Source organism: Pseudomonas sp. PS02290 (assembly GCF_029960075.1).
Classification (GTDB): Bacteria; Pseudomonadota; Gammaproteobacteria; order Pseudomonadales; family Pseudomonadaceae; genus Aquipseudomonas.
Window position 1 is genome coordinate 1 of the sequence record NZ_JASCOY010000025.1, and the last position, 18,684, is coordinate 18,684.

Consider the following 18,684-nt stretch of genomic DNA (forward strand, 5'->3'; position numbering starts at 1 on the left):
CCCCCGCGGGCGGGGCGGGCACCCCTGTCCGCGGCGCGGCCGGCCCCCCCCCCCCCCCCCCCACTTGCCTGAATCGGGTTTGAATCGCGAAACCCTGATCCCCGCGCATCAAGCGGTCGCTTGTCGCCCACGGCTGAACAGCTTGGGCCCAAGCAGATTTACCGTCAGACCCAACATCACAAGCACACCCCCCGCGCATTGCAGCACGCTGAGTCGCTCGCCCAGCACCAACGCTGAGGAACTGAGGCCGACCACCGGCACCAGCAGAGAAAATGGCGCGACCTTGCCCGCTGGATAGCGCGACAGCAGCTTGCTCCAGCTGATGTAGCCGAACAGCGTGGCGACGAAGGCCAGGTAAGCGAGCGACAGCACTGAACTCCATCCCAGATTAAGCAACGAATGCTCAATGAGCGCTGGCCCCTCCAGCCACAGCGACATGGCGAGAAACGGCAGCGGCGGAACGATCGCACCCCAGACCACCAGGGCGACGAGATCGACGTTCCCAAACCGGCGCGTGATGATGTTGCCAAGCGCCCACATCGAGGCCGCGCACAACACCAGCAACACCGCCAGAAGCGGGGTCGCAGCCCCCGTGCCCATGCCGATAAGGGTCAGTCCGCCAGCAGCAATGAGTAAGCCCGCCACGCTATACACGCGTAATTTCTCACCGATGAATATCGCCGCAAACAGCAGCGTGAAGAATGCCTGCGCCTGCAGCAGCAAGGAGGCCAGCCCCGGCGGCATGCCATGGGCCATGCTCTCGAACAGAAAGGCGAACTGACCGAAGGAAATGGTCGCTCCATACGCGAGCAGCCAGAACCAGGGCAACTGCGGACGGCGAATGAAAAACACCGCGGGAATCGCGACCAGCGTGAACCGCAGCGCGCCCAGCAACATCGGCGGCAGGCCATCCAGGCCGTATTTGATCACGATGAAATTCAACCCCCACGCAATGATGACCAGCAATGCCAGGCAAAGGTCTTTAAACGGCATGGTGTTCCTTAATAGTTGGCAGGTATTTCGGGGCGATCCCGAGAAGCAATAATCGCCTCACGCTCGCCGCGTTTGCAAACCCATTGGCAGTGTTAAATGAAGAATTAGTTAATTGATTATTTAGCACTGAGCAAACACGCGACCATGATAGCTATAGGCCTGCCTTTCCGCTGGACGTACCTTAAGTAATTGAAAATCCGGCAGACACGCTGATAGCTGGAACGGACCTCAGCATTCCTTTGGAGCTCCGGAGAGACCCACATGCAACTACAAAACTTTAAGATTTCGACCAGAGCGCTGCTCTGCTTTGGTCTGATTACGCTCATTCTGCTAGGCCTTGGCCTGTTCGCCTACGTTCAAATTGATGAAATGCGTACCACTGAACAAAAGCTGGAAACCGACGTGGTGCCCAGCATTCAGGTAATTGACGATATCCAGATCGCCCTGCTGCATACCCGGCTGGAAAGCATACGATCGCTGGCGGTGGCGGGCTCAGACGCACAACGCAAGGTCACCGATAGTATTTTTCAGGACATTGCCATGCTCGAAGACAAGACGGGTTACTACCGAGCACACCTGGTTACTGACGAAGAGGATAACAAGCAGTTTCAGACCGCGAACGGCCTGATGGAGAAATACATAGCTGGCGTCAAAAACATTATTTCGCTGAATAAAACCGACCATCAAAGCGCGCTGGACTATGCCAACAACGAACAGGCGCAGACCGCGACGCAGTATCAGGCAGAGCTCACAAAGCTGCGTGACCTTAATTCACAGAACGCAGTTAACGCCGGGCATCGCGCTGCAGAGGTTTACAGCCACAGCATCATGGTTCTTATCTCGGTTGTTCTGGTTGCATCGGTGCTCACCATAGGCCTGGCGTATGCCCTGACCCGAAGCATCGTAAAGCCGGTTGCCAGCTCATTGACCTTCGCGGAGCAAATCGCGACGGGCGACCTCTCCGGTGTCCTCCCCGTGACGGGGCGAGATGAGGTATCCAGTTTGATGATTGCGCTCAATGTCATGGCCGGCAATTTAAAGACCACGATCACCGAGATATCGGGAGCAGCCGACCAACTGAGCACCGCCTCCGTCGAAATGACATCGATCACCGAAAGCGCAGACCGGACACTTCAAAGACAGAACAGCGAGATCGAACAGGCGGCCACTGCGGTCACCGAAATGAGTGCGGCAGTGGAGGAAGTGGCGAGAAATGCGAACTCAACGTCCGAGGCCGCGAAGTCATCCAGCACATCCGCCGAAGAGGGCAACCGCAGGGTCGTCAACACGGTGACGGCCATGACGAGCCTCGCCGACCTCGTGGACAACTCAGTGGTTCAGGTCAAGGCCCTGGCCAGTCAGGCGGACGATATTACAAAAGTGCTGAGCGTCATCAGGGCCATTGCCGAGCAGACAAACCTGCTCGCGTTGAACGCAGCGATTGAGGCGGCGCGCGCCGGGGAACAGGGACGAGGATTCGCTGTGGTGGCAGACGAGGTTCGGGCACTGGCGCACCGGACCCAACTGTCCACGCAGGAAATCGAGCAGATGATCACCAAGGTCCAGTCAGGGTCTGCCGCTGCCGTGGAGTCCATGGACAAAAGCAGGCAGGAGGTTTACAGCACGCTGACCTCTGCGAAAGACGCCGGCTCGTCCCTGCGCCTGATCACCGATGCGGTCCTGGAAATCAATGAACGAAATATGCAGATTGCGACGGCGTCGGAGGAGCAAGCCCATGTTGCCCGCGATGTGGACAGAAACCTGGTGAGCATTCGGGATCTGGCAATGCAGAGCACCGAAGGCGCGAGACAGACACTGGAAGCAAGCAACGAGCTCTCGAAGCTGGCGGTCCGGCTCAATGACATGGTCGGCAAGTTCCGGCTTTAGCCCACCGCGGCCCTGACGCCCGGACTTCAGAGCCCATTTCCAACCAGACCCCGAAAACTAAAAAGCCCCGCAGATGCGGGGCTTTTTACTGTGTTTGGCGGACCTGGAGATTTGAACCCCGGAAACGGTCTCAACCCTCGCCGGCTTTCAACACCACTGGTTTCTACCGCTCACAGATGCCGCTCCGGTAGATGTCTTGCGCCCATGTCAGACGCTCAGGATGGCCTATGCTTCGTTGGCCTGGAATAGCCAGGCTATTTCATAAGGGCGTAGAAAATGGCTGACAATTTAGGTAATCGCGGACCACAGGACAGAGCCAGAGTGAATACCTCTGAAGCCTGGGAGCTGCAGTACTGGACTAACGAGTTTGGGGTGACCGAAGAACAACTCAAAGCCGCAGTAAAGGCAGTCGGTCCAATGGTGGTAGACGTACGTAAAAAGCTGGGTAAATAAATCAGACATTCCCTGCGGAGTGCCGAGAAGCGCAGCCAATGTGACAAAGGTCTGCGCTTTTCTCTGTCTAAACAGAAAGACCTCTGATTTACAGAAGCCCTCTGATTTGCTCGCTCAGGGTCAAGAGATCCAAGTTAGCCTTGGCAGTGTTAAACGGTTACGGCTGGAGATCGCCTTCGCTACATCTGAAACTTGCTGACTTCCACTTGCAGGCTGGTGGCAAGATTTTTCAACCCGCCGCTCGTCTTCAGCAAGTCCTGAATGGACATATTATTTTGTTCAGCCATCTGCGCAGTGCGCTCCACATTCCGAGCTACATCCTGACTAGCTGCCGTCTGCTCCCGCAAGGCCAGGGAAATCTGGTCTACAACTTCGAGTACCTTATTCGAGCTGTCGCGTATCTCGCCTATTGCCGTGCCGGCACTACCCGCCATTTCCACGCCGTCATTCACTTCCTGGACCCCGCTGCGCATGCTTTCTACGGTTTCGCGGACGCCAGATTGAATCTTTCCGATCATGGTTGCGATTTCCTTGGTCGATTTGCCAGTGTTCTGCGCTAACAAGCGCACCTCGTCGGCCACTACTGCAAATCCACGCCCCTGTTCACCCGCCCGCGCCGCCTCAATGGCGGCGTTAAGGGCGAGTAAATTGGTCTGGTCAGCGATACCTTGGATCACACTGATAATTGAGGAAATCTGCTCGGAATGCTGGCCCAAGCCTGCGACCTGTGTAGAGGAAAGCTGCACTGTTTTTGCGATGCCCATCATGCTGGACAGGGTGCTTTCTATAACTTGCGCACCATCCTTCGATTGCTGGCCTGAGCGGGTAGCCAACGTGTGAGCTTCATCCGCATTTTCGGAGACATGGTGAATGCTGACGGTCAACTCTTCGACAGTTGCAGCCATCATTGACGCGGACGTTGATTGCTCTTGAATAGCGCCGGAAAGCTGCTCGGATGCCCCCGAAATTTGTTGCACAGCGACAACTAGCTGACTGGCAGCGAGGCTGATTTGCTGGATCATCTCTCTAAGCCGAGTCTGCATACGCAAGAAGGCTTTGGGCAGCTCATCATGGCTACTGGTGTCAATAACGGTATCCAGCTTACCGTTGGCGATTGCAGTGGCTGCGTCGATAGCGAGTTGCAGGCGTGCGGTTGTACTACGGCCCAACGTGGTAGCCAAGATGACGGATAGAACCGCTGCTGCGATGCCTCCCCAGATCAGAATCAACAACGCATCATGCTTGGCGTCCGCCATTGCCTGGTTTCGGACTTCAAGCAACCTGTTCTCATCAGCGGTGATTTCCCCCAATACAGCCCGCATGCTGTCCATTTTGGCCTTGTCAGCCCCTGAGGTAATACGCTGGTCCAAAGGGTCATCGGGGGCACTGCGCTGAGTCAAATCTCTGCGCATGGCGATGATCGGGTGCACGTCTTCGTCAATCCACCGTTTCTGAATTTCGCCAAGCTGGGCAAGTCTTTGTTGCTGTTGCGGGTTATCGGCGGTCAAGCTTTTGAGCAGGTTGAGCACCTCGGCGAACTGCTTTTCGCCCATCATCGTGGGTTCTAGAAATGAGTCTTTTGACGAAATGACGAATCCGCGCATGCCAGTTTCAATATTAATCAACTGTTCCAGTGCGACCTGTGTTCCGTTAAGCACTTGATAGCTATGCACATTGCTCCTGGTTGCGGTTTCAACCTCTTCAAAACCCTTGTACGCGCTTCCTACCAACATCCCGATTAGCAATACGATAACGAAGAAACTGAAATACAGCTTTTGAGATATGCTTAGCTTACTTAGCATTATCTAAATCCCGGCAAAGCCCTTCCCTGGCTGATAATTGAGCTTAATGTGGCGCGTGAGTGCGCGTTTGACAGTGAGGCTCGCCCAGGATCGAACTGTGCTCAGACCTTAATGAAAGTGTCGACAATTATGCTTTTTACTTGAGGAACTTTTTTCGAGCGTGGTTGTATCGCAGGTGCTGCGAAAGCCCGGCGGTCTTATCACTTTCACCTGTTGCTAGCAGCGGAGCTGCCGACCGGGGCTCGGGTAAGAGATAGGATGGCCAGCGATGTGGAAAAAGCCCGGGAGAATGCGCAGCAGAGAGCTATCAAGCAGGGCGTCCCGATGTCGGCAGGGAGATAGGGGGATTTCAGTTCCGGGACATCAGGCCAAAGGCCGACTCGGAGATTGTTGATATCTACGATGCAAGCTTGCTGCAGGGCTACCGGGGGGTCGGCGTGACTGCGAAGCCATCAAAGAAGCCTCCCGGCGAACACCATACGCCGAAAACGAAAATGTCTCTCGCATGATGAAACCGGTCGGGGTTGCGGTTGGCTGAGCACAGGATCATGTGATCTCCCACAAAGGCGAGGCACTTGACCAGCGGTTGCTGGTTGACGATTCGATGGTATTCGCCGGGATTAATAAATCACCTGACTAATAAACGACGCGAAAATATACAGGTACCGACGCAGACGCTAATGCGACATTGCCTGATAACACCTTGAATACGGCATTGTTAGCATCGTATGACACGAGCTGAATCACGATGGCATTAGGGTTTGCCCCTGCAAAGATACGAGGGAACACAAGAAGTGCTGTTGAAGCGGACAAAGTACAATTGCCCAGACGTCGAGGACGCTGTCCTAAGGTATCTCGGTTGTTGATACGGTCAATTTTCATTGCTCCATAGATGCAAACAACCCCGAGGCGGGTGTTCTTAGGGTGGGTAGATTATTAGGCTTGCGAAAGGGTGAAGCCGTATACGCTGAAGGACCGGGCGCTTGCAGACGAGCGACGCGTAACGACTCGCTGAGCGTTGTGCCGTAGATCACGGAACGTCTTTGAAAAATACGTGGTCCCCGAGTTTCAGAGTCCGCTTAGCCCTGGCAGCCCACTCCGGAGCCTTCGACAGAGTGGTCGCGTAGTAATGAGTTGCCCCACCGGTGGGGTCTGGCACCTTCCCGTCGATCACTTGGTCAGCAGCGATTTGGCACTGCGCCAACTCCCTGAACGGGATCTGTCGCGTGCCGCTCAGGAATGGATAGTTTGGGTCGCCCCTGTTCCAGCAACTGAACTGATAGGGTTTTTGGCATACCCCGGCATAGCCCTCGCCCCACCATGATTTTTCTTGTCCATCATTCACGCGGTTGCGGATCGTCCAGGCCACGGCAACCATTCCGGCAAGCCCTTCTCCACGAGCTTCGCCGTACACCGTGCGAGCGAGAACATCGCGATCTTTATCAGTCACGGTCATGACTATCCTCCAGGCAAAAAATCCGCTCATGGGTGCGTCCAGACTCGACGCACCTCCAATAAACGGGCTTACTTATTCTTGCTTCGAACGATCTGCGCATCGACTTGGTCGGCGCATGTGTCGAGCAGCTTGATGGCCTGATCCTTCAGCTCCCATACGTCGCCGTTGTCACGCAGATCGGTATCCTCCGCATTGACCCGCTCGCACGGAGTCAGCTCATGGGCTTGCAGCCTTATGACTGTGGTCTTTGTTACCACTGGCGGCTTTGCCGCGCAGGCCGTCAGGCAAAGGCTGAGCAGCCCAATCACGAACAGGTTTACTGGTGCGCTTGAGGTCATCGAACTCCTTCCTCGCCTTCTTGGCTTTGTCTTCACTGGCCCTGATGCGCTTGTTCAGGTCGGCGGTGTAGTCGGCGTTAAGCTGTGCTTCAGCGCGCAGCGTCGTGATCGTGGCCTGGCTTTCCTTATTGGCGTCGACGGCTTCCTGTTTGGCTTTGGCCTCGACACTGATGGCCCCTTGCAACGTGACCACGCGGATCTGCTGGATGGCAATCAGCAGGCCCATCACGATGACAATGACTATGGCGACCGCGACGGCTCGCAAGGTGGCGCCAGCTTTGGCTACTGCGGCAATGGGTTCGAGGCTCATAACGAATCCGCCTTGCGTCCGAGGAACCGGATGATCAGCTCGCGGATCGCCGTCACGCCGATGAACCCGATGGTGCCGCCGGCGGCAACGGACAGGCTCGACGGCCAGGCCATCCATTCGATGACGCTGCTGGCTGACAGGCTCAATGCACCACAGATCAGCGCCTCAAGCACAACGCGCCATTTGTTGGCTTCTTTGCCTTCATAGACCACGCGCAATAGAGAAATGGTTGCGGCCATGATCGCTCCTTGCCAGAGCGGCGTCGTGATGATCAGCCAGACGTGGGCCCAGAAGTCAGGTGTTTTTTCCGACATCTTCGTCGACCTCCGACAGTCCGCCCTCTCGGGCTCGGGGAATGGGGCAGCCCCGCAGCACGCCTGGCTTAGAGCGATAGGCGTGGCAGGGCTAAATACGAAAAAGCCTCGGTGAATGCCGAGGCTCTGAATAAGTGCATGTCGTTCAGGCTGCCCGTCGGAGCAGCGCGTGTGCTGTTATATAGCGTTCCGGATCGGGTGTTCACACACGCGGTCACTGGAAGAATGGGAAGGAGAGCCTCCCGGAATGGGAGGCTCAGGCTCTGCTAGCCAGACCTACGCTTGTGCATAACCCCACTGAGTGATGCGCTCAGCGAAGTATGGCTTCACCATCGTAACCGTTGCCGCTTGGTTACTCGCTTCAAGGCTCATCTTCTCGCCGTCAGTGCCCGGACCCGCGACCCATAGGGTGACGGGGATTTTCTCAGCCTTGGCTTTGTCGAGCAAATTCTTCAGCGCGGTACGGCCAGCGTCCGTTGGTGGAATGCCAGTCTCGCCGATGAATGCTGCCATCTTGTTGGCTTTGGCGTAAGTCAGAAACGGACCCACGATTTGGTCGCGCAGCGCCGTTGGCGAAATTTGGGTGTTGTCGCCGTTGTAGGCACCGCTCGATCCGCCATCGACGTCAGCATAGGCGTGCGCTTCCCACACGATAGAATTCGCCGGATCCACAATCTTCGACTGTAGATTCGCCGAGACACCCGCCCATTCCTTGGCACTCGCGAATTGCAGGCCGCAGATGAAGACTGGCTTTTTGGAGCTATTGCGCAGGGCCTTCAGCACGGTATTCATCGTGTTGATGTAGAGCGTCTCCAACGCAGGCGCTGTGATGTTATCTTTCGCGCCAGCACTGTTACTCGCGTAGGGTTCGTTGCCGAGCCCCCAACCAAGAACCATGGGGTCGTCGCATGCAACAACCAACTTCTGGTGGAAGTTCGCCAAGTGGACCGCACTCCAAGAGCCACCACCGACGGAGTTACCCTCCTGGATCAGAACCTGCTCCGTAATTTTCCAGCCGTCTTGATTGCCCGCCTCTTTACTTGGGTAAAGCTGACCGGTCAGTTGGCCATTCGCATCGGTCTGGTAGCGATGCAGGCGCATGTAGTGATGCGGATCGGGAATGATCCTGGCTTCACCGTTAGAGTCATCGCTGATCGCCTTCAGCATTTCCTTCCACTTGTCCACGAACTCCTGCTTCAAGTTCGCGCCTTGACCTGGCAGACCGTCAATTGTCGACAGCTCAATGGCGCGCTGCAGTTCGAACGGAAAACGGATAAGGCGCACACCGAGGTTCTTCACCCAGTGAGTGATGGTGTCCCGAGTGGGCCATTGATAATGAGTGCCGGCCGAACCTGGAAGGATCTGGCCAGCATTGGCGACCGAGCCCAGGTTGATTCCTACCAGAGGAATGTTTTTGAGCTGGGCGATTACTGAGCTGCTATTGGACATTTTGATTACCTTGAGTCGAATGATTTTTAGCGGAGAATTCCGCATTCATGTCGCTCAAAGGCGATAGCTCGGGGCACGTGGCCCTCACATGATTCAACGTCCCGCACCGGGCACACTTGATCTGGAGCTCCGTCATCTCACCGATACGGGCGAGAAGTCTTTTGCACTTTCCACATCTGCAATCTTTCAACATTCTGCGAAGCCTTTTGGATTCTGCCAGGCTCCGCCCCGCTCGCGCGGAGAGTAAGGGCCTCGGCTGGTTTGCAGGTACAACCTGCGATCTGGCGATCCCTGTGGGTGTTAGTGCACCCGCCTGACTGCCCTCTCTTTCTTCGTTGATTTCCCGTCTGGCCCTGCTACCAAGGCCAGCCAGTGAAATCGGTGATTCCGTCCTGCTAAAGAGCTTTGATCCAGTCGGTCCCTTGTCGGGGCTGGGAGACCACTTCGCTGGTCCCTGGCTATCTGGCGGCTTCACCAGTCATGTACCGCTGCGCTATGTCGCTGCGATGGATGTAAGTTAGCAAACGCTAAATGCAGCGTCAATAGCTAACGCTAAATTATTTACGCGCTTGGAATGGGTGCTGGTCGCTCGAAGCAGATCGATATTTCTGACAGGGGTTTTGCAAACAGCTGACTGCCGTTATGCTTGCGAAAGCTGTACGTATACACAGTAATCAAGGAGAAACTGATGTCCCAGCCAGAGAAGAACAAGCCTCAAGAGCGCGAGCCCATGTCCGGCCTTGAGCGCCTGAACCTAAGGGTCGCGAGCATGATCAACCACCCCATCGCTCAGGATCAGATGTGGGTCACGATCCATAAGCTGGAGACCGACGGCGAGCGAGAGTGGGACGAAGTGATGGGGGCTATTGCGGAAGTAGATGGGATAGAGATGGTTTTCAATGATGAAGACAGTTCGGTCACGCTGAAGTGGGAGGCGCCGTCAGATGACGATCCCCGCGTTCAAGTGCGGGACGAATTCGAAGCACTGGAGGAAGCCGCGCCTTTCTGAGTGCACAAAAAAGCCCGCTTGATTCGCGGGCGTCTGCACCTTCAAAAAACCGCCTGTGCCGGCCACTAGTCGGCCAGATCGGCCAGCGCAACTAGGCCTTCCTTGCGTTCCAGATCAATAACACCTTCGCATGGATCGTCACATCGTCGATCCTTGCCGTCTGGTTCTCATAATGCTGATTGTCTGAAATAAGCCTGTAATTCTCTTCGTCCAGTCGCATCACGCGCTTGATGTACAGCTCTTGATGCCAGGTCAGTACGTAGATGCCCTCACCGATGAAGTCCTGCACGCCTTTGTCGACGATCACCAAGTCTTTATCGTTGATGGTTCCTTCCATGCTCTGACCCCAGCCACTGATCATGGCCAGGGCTGTCTTCGAGGTGTAGGTCACACCTTTCTCGCGAAGAATCTCCTCTCTGACAACCAAGTTGCGCACTACCTCATTGTAATCAGGCGGCACCTGTCCGTGACCCATCGCTGCACGTATGTCGTACTGGCGAATCACAATCTCTTCATGGGTAGGACGAAGCGCGGCGTAATTGGCCGGAAGCACGTCTGTGCTCTGGTCATCCGGGTCGGCAGCCGCCGCCACAATCCGGTCCCGCGCCTCATTTGAAAAGCCTTTCACCTTGGCGAGGGACTGCTTGAGCTGTTCCAGTGCCGAAAGCCCGGCCTTCACCGCTGTCGCAGAAGTCTCGGACGCAGCAGGGCTGACCAGGCTTCCCGAAGGAAGGCCGATCTTCTCTTCCAAATTCGCAGCAGCTTTCTCGCCGAGATTTCTGTGCCCGTTAAGAATCTGGGACAGATACGACGCATCAAGGCCGTGCCGATTGGCGAAATCTTTCTGGGAGGCCCCGGCCATCAGGGCTTTCAGGGCGTCAGCTCTAAGCTTGTTAATGTCCATGTCCAATCATCGCTTCGGGTTAGCATACAGTAAATGACGGTCTGCTATCAGCCACATGATTAGCATCTGCTAACTTTGGGCAGCGCGGGCTGGATGATCCGATAGATTACGATCAAAAGCAGCCGAGCAAAAACCAGACCCCGAAAACGAAAAAGCCCTGCATGAGCAGGGCTTTTTACTGTGTTTGGCGGGGAACTAGGGATTCGAACCCTAGAAACGCTATTAACGTTCGCCGGTTTTCAAGACCGGTGCATTCAACCACTCTGCCAATTCCCCGAAGCATCTGGCGTCGGAAGTTTTTCACCCCTCCGTCGCTTTGCGGGCGCCATAATACCGTAATGAAACAAGCTGTCAAACTCTCCGGCTAGCGCGCTGCCTCGCCTCTGTTATGATCTTTGCAACTTGAGGTTTCAAACCCTTCGTTTTCACCATCAGGAGTAGCGCCATGCGCGAACAGGATTACGCAGTCAACAACCGCGTGCAGGTCGAGCAGCTAGAGGTTAGCCGCGTCCTGCGCAACACTTACGGCCTTCTGGCCCTCACCCTCGCCTTCAGCGGCATCATGGCGTTCGTTGCACAACAGATGAACGTGCGTTACCCGAACGTCTTCGTCGTGCTGATCGGCTTCTACGGTCTGTTCTTCCTCACCAACAAATTGCGCGATTCGGCATGGGGTCTGGTCTCGGCGTTCGCGCTGACGGGCTTCATGGGTTTCATCCTCGGCCCGATCCTCAACCGTTACATCGGCATGCAGGGCGGCGCTGAAGTCGTTGCTTCCGCGTTCGCGATGACGGCGCTGGTCTTCGGCGGTCTGTCGGCCTACGTGCTGATCACCCGCAAGGACATGAGCTTCCTTGGCGGCTTCATCACCGCAGGCTTCTTCGTGTTGCTCGGGGCGGTGGTGGCGAGCATGTTCTTCCAGATCAGCGGCCTGCAACTGGCGATCAGCGCCGGCTTCGTACTGTTCTCTTCGGTCTGCATTCTGTTCCAGACCAGCGCGATCATCCACGGCGGTGAGCGCAACTACATCATGGCGACCATCAGCCTGTATGTATCGATCTACAACCTGTTCATCAGCCTGTTGCAGATCTTCGGCATCATGGGCAGCAAAGACTGATCAGTTTGCCCGCTTAAACAAAAAGCCCGCTTCGGCGGGCTTTTTGCTGTCCGGCGTTCATGAATTCTTTATCATTGCGCTCATGTTCCTTGCCAGCGCCCCCACCGAGCCGCCCATGAAGTTCGCCATCGCCCTGCATTCACCCGCCCACGCGCCCTCCTCACGGCGTGCGCTGCTGTTCGCCAAAGCCGCATTGGCGCAGGGCCATGAAATCGTCCGCCTGTTCTTTTATCAGGACGGCGTACACAGCGCGTCCGGCAATGTCGTGTCGCCTCAGGACGAGTCGGACACTGCCGGGCAATGGCGTGATTTCGTCACCACCCACCAGCTTGATGGCGTGGTCTGCATCGCAGCGGCCCTGCGCCGAGGCGTATTGAATGCCGAAGAAGCGGAACGCTATTCGCGACCTGCGGCGAACCTTGCTGCACCGTGGGAATTGTCGGGGCTGGGTCAGTTGCACGACGCGGTCCAGGCGGCCGACCGTTTGATGTGTTTCGGAGGGCCGTGACGTGGCGAAGTCATTACTGATCATCAGCCGTCAGGGGCCATGGTCTGGTCCGGATGCCCGCGAGGCACTGGACATTGCCCTGGCCGGCGGCGCGTTCGATCTGCCGGTCGCCCTGCTGTTCATGGACGACGGCGTGTTTCAGCTGGCGACGGCGCAGAATCCCAGCCAGGTGCAGCAGAAAGACCTGACCGCCAACCTGCAAGCGTTGTCGATGTTCGGTGTGGAAGACCTGTTCGCCTGCGGCACCAGCCTGAATCAGCGTGGGATGCAGCCAACCGGCTTGAGCGTCGAACCCCTTCAGGTACTGGATGACCCGCAAATCGCTGGGCTCATTGACCGTTACGACCAGGTGATCACAATCTGATGGCTACCCTGCACGTACTCTCTCACTCCCCTTTTACCGATTCGCGCCTGAGCAGTTGCCTGCGCGTGCTCGGCAGTCAAGACGCGATCCTTTTGTGCGGCGACGCAACCTATGCATTGCGCGAAGACACCACTAGCGCCGAGGCACTGAGCGCGAAAACGGGCAGCCTGAAACTGTTCGTGCTCGATGAAGACGCCACCGCTCGAAACATCGCGCTGCCTGACTGGGCCCAAGGCGTCGACTACGCCGGCTTCGTCGTGCTCTCGGTGCAATACGACAAGGTCAATACGTGGCTATGAAACAGCTCATCGTCGACGGGCACAGCATCGCGCTGGACAAAGACGGCTATCTTGAGGACCTCCACGACTGGTCCAATGAAGTCGCCGAAGCCCTGGCCCTTGAAGAAGACATCGCCCTTACTCCCGATCACTGGGAAATCCTCGAATTGCTGCGTGCGTTCTACGCGGAGTTTCAGCTGTCCCCGGCCACGCGGCCGCTGGTCAAGTACACCGCGCTGAAACTGGGCGCCGACAAGGGCAACAGCTTGCACCTGAATCGTCTGTTCAACGGCACTCCCGCCAAACTTGCCGCCAAGCTGGCGGGCCTGCCCAAGCCGACCAATTGCCTATGACCGACTTCACTCCCCTCGTCATCGAAACCCCTGCCGAGCATCCGTTCGCGCCCTTCGTTCGTATTCTCGGCAAGGGCAAGCGTGGTGCGCGCAACATGACCCGCGCCGAAGCCCGGGAAGCCATGGGCATGGTGCTCGATGAAAAAGTCGAAGACACCCAACTCGGCGCGTTCCTGATGTTGCTTCGACACAAGGAAGAAAGCCCGGATGAGCTCGCGGGTTTCACCGAAGCGGTGCGCGAGCGGCTGCATGCGCCGGAACTGAAGGTCGATATCGACTGGCCCACGTATGCCGGCAAAAAGCGTCATCTGCCGTGGTACCTGCTGGCCGCCAAGTGCCTGGCACAGAACGGCGTGCGCGTATTGATGCACGGCGGCGGCGCCCACACCGCCGGCCGCCTGTACAGCGAGCAGTTGCTGGAGCTGTTGGGCATTCCGCTGTGCCGCAACTGGCAGGCGGTGGGTGAAGCGCTGGAGCGGCAGAACATTGCGTTCTTCCCCCTCGGCGACTGGGCGCCCCAGCTGCAGCGCATGATCGATCTGCGCAACACGCTGGGTCTGCGCTCGCCGATCCATTCCCTGGCGCGCATCCTCAATCCGCTGGGTGCCCGCTGCGGGCTGCAGAGTATTTTCCATCCGGGCTATCAGGGCGTGCATCGCGACGCCAGCAGCCTGCTCGGCGACCACGCCATCGTGATCAAGGGCGACGGCGGTGAAGTCGAGATCAATCCCGACACCATCAGCCACTTGTATGGCACGACTGACGGTCAGCCGTGGGACGAGGAATGGCCGGCGTTGTCGGACCGTCGCCACGTGAAGCCGGCCACCCTCGATCCGCAGCATCTGCTCGCGATCTGGAAAGGCGACATCGAGGACAGTTACCCGCAACTGGCCCTGATCGCCACCATGGCGCTGGCACTGCGGGGCCTCGGGATGCCGCGAACTGAAGCCTTCGCGCAGGCCGAGCAGTATTGGGCGAACCGAAACAGATCGATTTAGCCGATAGCTACCCCCCAGTCTTTGCGTTATTCGTTCGAACGATTGCCTTTAGACTGATATCCAACGTACTTCGGTACAGCTCACTTTGGAGTCAGACATGGGCCTTCTCGTTGAAGGACGCTGGCAAGACCAGTGGTACGAAAGCAGCAAAGACGGCGCTTTTCAGCGCGAGCAAGCCAAGCGCCGGAACTGGGTTACCAGCGATGGTCGGCCCGGCCCGTCCGGTGAAGGCGGCTTCAAGGCGGAAGCCGGTCGCTACCATTTGTACGTTTCCCTTGCCTGCCCGTGGGCCCATCGGACGCTGATCGTCCGTAAGCTCAAGGGCCTGGAAGGTCTGATCGACGTCTCCGTGGTCAGTTGGCTGATGCGCGAGAACGGCTGGACGTTCGACAAGCAGAAAGGGTCTACCGGCGACGCGCTGGATGGCCATACGTTCATGTATCAGCGCTACCTGGCCGACACCGCCGATTACACCGGTCGGGTGACCGTGCCGGTGCTGTGGGACAAACAACTGAATCGCATCGTCAGCAATGAATCATCGGAAATCATCCGGATGTTCAATTCGGCGTTCGACGATTTGACCGGCAATCATCTGGATCTCTATCCAGAGCCGCTGCGCAACGAGATCGACCGGCTGAACGACCGAATCTATCCGGCCGTGAACAACGGTGTTTACCGCGCCGGTTTCGCCACGTCACAAGGTGCGTACGAAGAGGCCTTCGACGAAGTGTTCGCCGAGCTTGATGCGCTGGAAAGCCTGCTCAGCGAGAAACGCTACCTGGCGGGTGAATACCTGACCGAAGCGGACGTGCGCCTGTTCACCACGCTGATTCGCTTTGACGCGGTGTATCACGGGCACTTCAAGTGCAACCTGCGGCGCATTGCCGATTACCCGAACCTGAGCAACTGGGTGCGCGAGCTGTACCAGCTGCCAGGCGTGGCCGAGACAGTGGATTTCGTGCACATCAAGCATCACTACTACGCAAGCCACGCCACCATCAACCCGACCGGCATCGTGCCAAAAGGCCCGCTGCAGGACTTTAGCGGCGAGCATGATCGCGGGCGTTTGAGCGGAAAAGGGATCTTGCACAACGACTGATGGGTTTCAGTTAAAGACCTGAAACCCATCACCCGGTGCATGATCATTGTGGGAGCGAGCTTGCTCGCGAATAGGCCAGTGCGTCCGCAAAATTTTCAGCGGCTGGAAGGCAGTCTTCGTGAGCAAGCTCACTCCCACAGGGACGGTGTTTGCAACGGGAAAGGGCGCCGCGCTAGTAACGCTTCATCAAGCGTGACGAAGCCGCAGATGTGGCGGTTGACCGATGAACTGTAGGAGTGAGCTTGCTCGCGAATAGGCCAGTGCATCCGCAAAATTTTCAGCGGCTGGAAGGCAGTCTTCGTGAGCAAGCTCACTCCCACAAGAATTGTGTAGCTCTCGCGAAGCCAGGCAGGCGCATGTCGTGATCAAACGCTCGCCTGCGCCCCTTCGAACCACGCCAGTTTTTCCCGCAACTTCACCACTTCGCCCACAATCACCAGGGTCGGCGCATGAACCTCATGCTCCGCGACCAGTTGCGGCAGATTGGCCAGCGTGCCGGTGAAGACGCGCTGGTTGACTGTGGTGCCCTGCTGAATCAGCGCCGCGGGGGTTACGGCCGAGCGGCCGTGCTTGATCAACTGTTCGCAAATGACCGGCAGCCCGATCAGGCCCATGTAGAGCACCAAGGTCTGGGATGGTGAGACCAGGTCTTTCCATGGCAGATCGGTAGAGCCGTTCTTCAGATGACCGGTCACGAAACGCACGGACTGCGCGTGATCGCGGTGGGTCAGCGGGATACCGGCATAGGCCGCGCAACCACTGGCCGCCGTGATGCCCGGCACGACCTGGAAGGGAATGCCGTGGGCCGCCAGTTCTTCGATCTCTTCACCGCCACGGCCGAAGATGAACGGATCACCGCCCTTCAGTCGCACCACGCGTTTGCCCTGCTTGGCCAGATCCACCAGTTGCTGGTTGATCTGATCCTGGGGCAAGGCGTGATCGGCGCGCTGCTTGCCTACGTAGACGCGGTCAGCGTCGCGGCGGCACAGATCCAGAATCGCCGGTGCTACCAGGCGGTCGTACAGCACCACATCCGCCTGCTGCATCAAACGCAGCGCGCGGAAGGTCAGCAGATCAGGATCACCCGGGCCGGCGCCCACGAGGTACACCTCACCGGTCGTAGCCGGCGCATCGCCGTCAATCTTTGCCTGCAACAGCCGCTCTGCTTCGGCGCCCTGCCCGGCCAGTTGCCGGTCAGCGATGGGTCCCTGAAATACATCCTCCCAGAACGCCCGGCGCTGCTGAACGTTGGGAAACAGCCCTTTCACCTGATGGCGAAAGCGCGCGGCCAGACCGGCCAGATGCCCGTAAGTCGGTGGAATCCAGGTTTCCAGCTTGGCGCGGATCAGCCGTGCCAGCACCGGCGCATCGCCACCGCTGGACACCGCAATCACCAGCGGCGACCGATCGACGATGGCCGGGAAGATCACGCTGCACAGCGCAGGCGCATCCACCACGTTGACCGGCACACCGCGCTGGCGGGCATCGGCCGACACCTGCGCATTGAGTGGCTCATCGTCTGTGGCGGCAATGATCAGCACGCAACCGTTGAGGTCCGACTCGGTGTAGCCGCGCAGAATCTCTTCGCCGCCGCTGCGCTCGATCAGCTCGCGCACCTCCGCTCCGATCTCGGGGGCAACCACGCGCAGCACCGCCCCGGAGTCGGCCAGCAGGCGAGACTTGCGCAAGGCAATCTCGCCGCCGCCCACCACCAGCACCCGAGCGCCACGAAGGTTATGGAACAGCGGCAGAAATTCCATTTAGCCGATCACCTCGATGCCGCCCATCCAGGGCTTGAGGACATCCGGCACGCGGATCGAGCCGTCGGCCTGCTGGTAGTTTTCCAGCACCGCCACCAGCGTACGACCCACCGCGAGACCCGAACCGTTCAGCGTGTGAACCAGTTCCGGCTTGCCGGTTTCCGGGTTGCGCCAGCGCGCCTGCATGCGACGCGCCTGGAAATCGCCGCAGTTGGAGCACGACGAGATTTCACGGTATTTGTCCTGACTCGGAATCCACACTTCCAGGTCGTAGGTTTTCACTGCGCTGAAACCCATGTCGCCGGTGCACAGCGCCAGTACGCGATACGGCAATTCGAGCAGTTGCAGAACGCGCTCGGCGTGACCGGTAAGGCTCTCAAGCGCTTCCATGGATTTTTCCGGCTCGACGATCTGCACCATCTCAACCTTGTCGAACTGGTGCTGACGGATCATGCCGCGGGTATCACGGCCCGACGCGCCGGCTTCGCTGCGGAAGCACGGGGTGTGGGCGACGAACTTCAACGGCAGCTGCTTGGCGTCGATGATTTCCCCGGAGACGATGTTGGTCAGCGACACTTCGGCGGTCGGGATCAGGTACAGATCGGCCTCGCCTTCGCGGGAGATCTTGAACAGGTCTTCTTCGAATTTCGGCAGCTGCCCGGTGCCCTGCAACGCAGGCGCCTGGACCAGATACGGCGTGTAGGTCTCTTCGTAACCATGCTCGTTGATGTGCAGCGTGATCATGAATTGCGCCAGCGCACGGTGCAGGCGCGCAATCGGGCCACGCAACAACGCGAAACGGGCGCCGGAGAGCTTGGCGGCGGTTTCGAAATCCAGCCAGCCGAACTTCTCGCCCAGGGCAACGTGGTCCTGAACCGCGAAATCGAACGACGCCGGCGTGCCCCATGTGCGCACTTCGACGTTCTCTTCTTCATCAGCGCCCACCGGCACCGATTCGTGGGGCAGGTTCGGCATGCTCAGGGCCATGGCGTCGAGCTCGGACTGGATGGCGTCCAGCTCTTTCTTGCCGGTGCTCAGCTCTTCGGCCATGCGATCGATGTCAGCCATCAGCGGCGCGATGTCTTCGCCGCGCTGCTTGGCCTGGCCGATGGATTTGGAACGGGCGTTACGCTCGGCCTGAAGCTGTTCGGTGCGGGTCTGCACCGTCTTGCGCTGGGCTTCCAGCGCTTCGATGCGGGCCACGTCCAGTGTGTAGCCACGGGAAGCCAGGCGATCCGCTACGTCCTGAAGTTGAGTACGCAGCAGTTTGGAGTCGAGCATATCGGTCTCTC

General features: G+C 58.0%; 22 protein-coding genes, 1 tRNA gene and 1 pseudogene. 11 read left to right on the plus strand and 13 right to left on the minus strand.

What is annotated here, in order from left to right; translation table 11 throughout:
- Positions 1-108 precede the first annotated feature (108 nt).
- Positions 109-993: an EamA family transporter gene (locus QMX88_RS13305; protein ID WP_282369995.1), complete on the minus strand. Its 885-nt coding sequence runs from the start codon at positions 991-993 to the stop codon at positions 109-111.
- A gap of 261 nt (positions 994-1,254) precedes the next feature.
- Here QMX88_RS13305 and QMX88_RS29695 point away from each other — a divergent pair.
- The 3 genes and pseudogenes from QMX88_RS29695 to QMX88_RS13315 all read left to right on the plus strand — a co-directional run.
- Positions 1,255-2,022 (plus strand): annotated as a pseudogene (locus tag QMX88_RS29695) (MCP four helix bundle domain-containing protein); the annotation flags it as partial.
- A 69-nt stretch (positions 2,023-2,091) separates the two neighbouring features.
- The gene (locus QMX88_RS29700; RefSeq protein WP_407073265.1) at positions 2,092-2,880 is read left to right on the plus strand and encodes a methyl-accepting chemotaxis protein; all 789 of its coding nucleotides are present in this window, start codon (positions 2,092-2,094) and stop codon (positions 2,878-2,880) included.
- 276 nt (positions 2,881-3,156) lie between these two features.
- Positions 3,157-3,333 carry a DUF3606 domain-containing protein gene (locus QMX88_RS13315; RefSeq protein WP_282369999.1) on the plus strand — a complete coding sequence of 59 codons (177 nt, stop codon included), beginning with the start codon at positions 3,157-3,159 and terminating at the stop codon, positions 3,331-3,333.
- A 179-nt stretch (positions 3,334-3,512) separates the two neighbouring features.
- Here the strand turns inward: QMX88_RS13315 and QMX88_RS13320 are convergent, their stop codons facing one another.
- The 7 genes from QMX88_RS13320 to QMX88_RS13350 form a co-directional block, all read right to left on the minus strand.
- The gene (locus tag QMX88_RS13320; protein WP_282370001.1) at positions 3,513-5,135 is read right to left on the minus strand and encodes a methyl-accepting chemotaxis protein; all 1,623 of its coding nucleotides are present in this window, start codon (positions 5,133-5,135) and stop codon (positions 3,513-3,515) included.
- A 1,030-nt stretch (positions 5,136-6,165) separates the two neighbouring features.
- Positions 6,166-6,591 carry a cell wall hydrolase gene (locus QMX88_RS13325; RefSeq protein WP_192174858.1) on the minus strand — a complete coding sequence of 142 codons (426 nt, stop codon included), beginning with the start codon at positions 6,589-6,591 and terminating at the stop codon, positions 6,166-6,168.
- A gap of 68 nt (positions 6,592-6,659) precedes the next feature.
- Positions 6,660-6,899, minus strand: coding sequence for an Rz1-like lysis system protein LysC (gene lysC, locus QMX88_RS13330; protein ID WP_282370003.1), 240 nt, complete (start codon positions 6,897-6,899; stop codon positions 6,660-6,662).
- Positions 6,808-7,194: a hypothetical protein gene (locus QMX88_RS13335; RefSeq protein ID WP_192174859.1), complete on the minus strand. Its 387-nt coding sequence runs from the start codon at positions 7,192-7,194 to the stop codon at positions 6,808-6,810. Before QMX88_RS13335 ends, lysC begins: the two co-directional genes overlap by 92 nt.
- A gap of 41 nt (positions 7,195-7,235) precedes the next feature.
- A complete protein-coding gene (locus tag QMX88_RS13340; RefSeq protein ID WP_192174817.1) occupies positions 7,236-7,553 on the minus strand; it encodes a phage holin, lambda family in 318 nt (105 codons plus the stop codon).
- Positions 7,554-7,829: 276 nt separating this feature from the next.
- A complete protein-coding gene (locus tag QMX88_RS13345) occupies positions 7,830-9,002 on the minus strand; it encodes a cellulase family glycosylhydrolase (RefSeq protein WP_282370005.1) in 1,173 nt (390 codons plus the stop codon).
- Entirely contained in the window at positions 8,992-9,195 is a 204-nt protein-coding gene (locus tag QMX88_RS13350; RefSeq protein ID WP_192174819.1) for a Com family DNA-binding transcriptional regulator, read from the minus strand. Before QMX88_RS13350 ends, QMX88_RS13345 begins: the two co-directional genes overlap by 11 nt.
- Before the next feature lie 495 nt (positions 9,196-9,690).
- Between QMX88_RS13350 and QMX88_RS13355 the strand changes: the two genes are divergently transcribed.
- Positions 9,691-10,011, plus strand: coding sequence for a DUF1654 domain-containing protein (locus tag QMX88_RS13355; RefSeq protein ID WP_282370008.1), 321 nt, complete (start codon positions 9,691-9,693; stop codon positions 10,009-10,011).
- Positions 10,012-10,102: 91 nt separating this feature from the next.
- Here QMX88_RS13355 and QMX88_RS13360 read toward each other — a convergent pair whose 3' ends face one another.
- A complete protein-coding gene (locus QMX88_RS13360) occupies positions 10,103-10,915 on the minus strand; it encodes an XRE family transcriptional regulator (protein WP_282370010.1) in 813 nt (270 codons plus the stop codon).
- A gap of 185 nt (positions 10,916-11,100) precedes the next feature.
- Positions 11,101-11,191 (minus strand) — tRNA-Ser (locus QMX88_RS13365).
- 169 nt (positions 11,192-11,360) lie between these two features.
- Between QMX88_RS13365 and QMX88_RS13370 the strand changes: the two genes are divergently transcribed.
- From QMX88_RS13370 to QMX88_RS13400, 7 genes are all read left to right on the plus strand, one after another.
- The gene (locus tag QMX88_RS13370) at positions 11,361-12,032 is read left to right on the plus strand and encodes a Bax inhibitor-1/YccA family protein (RefSeq protein ID WP_282370012.1); all 672 of its coding nucleotides are present in this window, start codon (positions 11,361-11,363) and stop codon (positions 12,030-12,032) included.
- 115 nt (positions 12,033-12,147) lie between these two features.
- Positions 12,148-12,540, plus strand: coding sequence for a sulfurtransferase complex subunit TusD (gene tusD, locus QMX88_RS13375; protein ID WP_282370014.1), 393 nt, complete (start codon positions 12,148-12,150; stop codon positions 12,538-12,540).
- A 1-nt stretch (position 12,541) separates the two neighbouring features.
- Positions 12,542-12,904 (plus strand): sulfurtransferase complex subunit TusC, encoded by a 363-nt coding sequence (gene tusC, locus QMX88_RS13380; protein WP_282370016.1) that lies wholly within the window; start codon positions 12,542-12,544, stop codon positions 12,902-12,904.
- Positions 12,904-13,203 (plus strand): sulfurtransferase complex subunit TusB, encoded by a 300-nt coding sequence (tusB, locus tag QMX88_RS13385; protein WP_282370019.1) that lies wholly within the window; start codon positions 12,904-12,906, stop codon positions 13,201-13,203. The genes tusC and tusB overlap by 1 nt, the downstream gene beginning before the upstream one ends.
- A complete protein-coding gene (locus tag QMX88_RS13390) occupies positions 13,200-13,535 on the plus strand; it encodes a TusE/DsrC/DsvC family sulfur relay protein (protein WP_192174860.1) in 336 nt (111 codons plus the stop codon). The genes tusB and QMX88_RS13390 overlap by 4 nt, the downstream gene beginning before the upstream one ends.
- Positions 13,532-14,533: a glycosyl transferase family protein gene (locus QMX88_RS13395; protein ID WP_282370022.1), complete on the plus strand. Its 1,002-nt coding sequence runs from the start codon at positions 13,532-13,534 to the stop codon at positions 14,531-14,533. The genes QMX88_RS13390 and QMX88_RS13395 overlap by 4 nt, the downstream gene beginning before the upstream one ends.
- Positions 14,534-14,630: 97 nt before the next feature.
- Positions 14,631-15,632 (plus strand): glutathione S-transferase family protein, encoded by a 1,002-nt coding sequence (locus QMX88_RS13400; protein WP_282370024.1) that lies wholly within the window; start codon positions 14,631-14,633, stop codon positions 15,630-15,632.
- A gap of 128 nt (positions 15,633-15,760) precedes the next feature.
- Here the strand turns inward: QMX88_RS13400 and QMX88_RS13405 are convergent, their stop codons facing one another.
- From QMX88_RS13405 to serS, 3 genes are read right to left on the minus strand one after another with little or no spacing between them, the layout of a single operon-like run.
- Entirely contained in the window at positions 15,761-15,940 is a 180-nt protein-coding gene (locus QMX88_RS13405; RefSeq protein WP_282370026.1) for a hypothetical protein, read from the minus strand.
- A gap of 57 nt (positions 15,941-15,997) precedes the next feature.
- The gene (cysG, locus tag QMX88_RS13410; RefSeq protein ID WP_282370028.1) at positions 15,998-17,392 is read right to left on the minus strand and encodes a siroheme synthase CysG; all 1,395 of its coding nucleotides are present in this window, start codon (positions 17,390-17,392) and stop codon (positions 15,998-16,000) included.
- The gene (gene serS, locus QMX88_RS13415) at positions 17,393-18,673 is read right to left on the minus strand and encodes a serine--tRNA ligase (protein WP_282370030.1); all 1,281 of its coding nucleotides are present in this window, start codon (positions 18,671-18,673) and stop codon (positions 17,393-17,395) included.
- Positions 18,674-18,684: the final 11 nt, after the last annotated feature.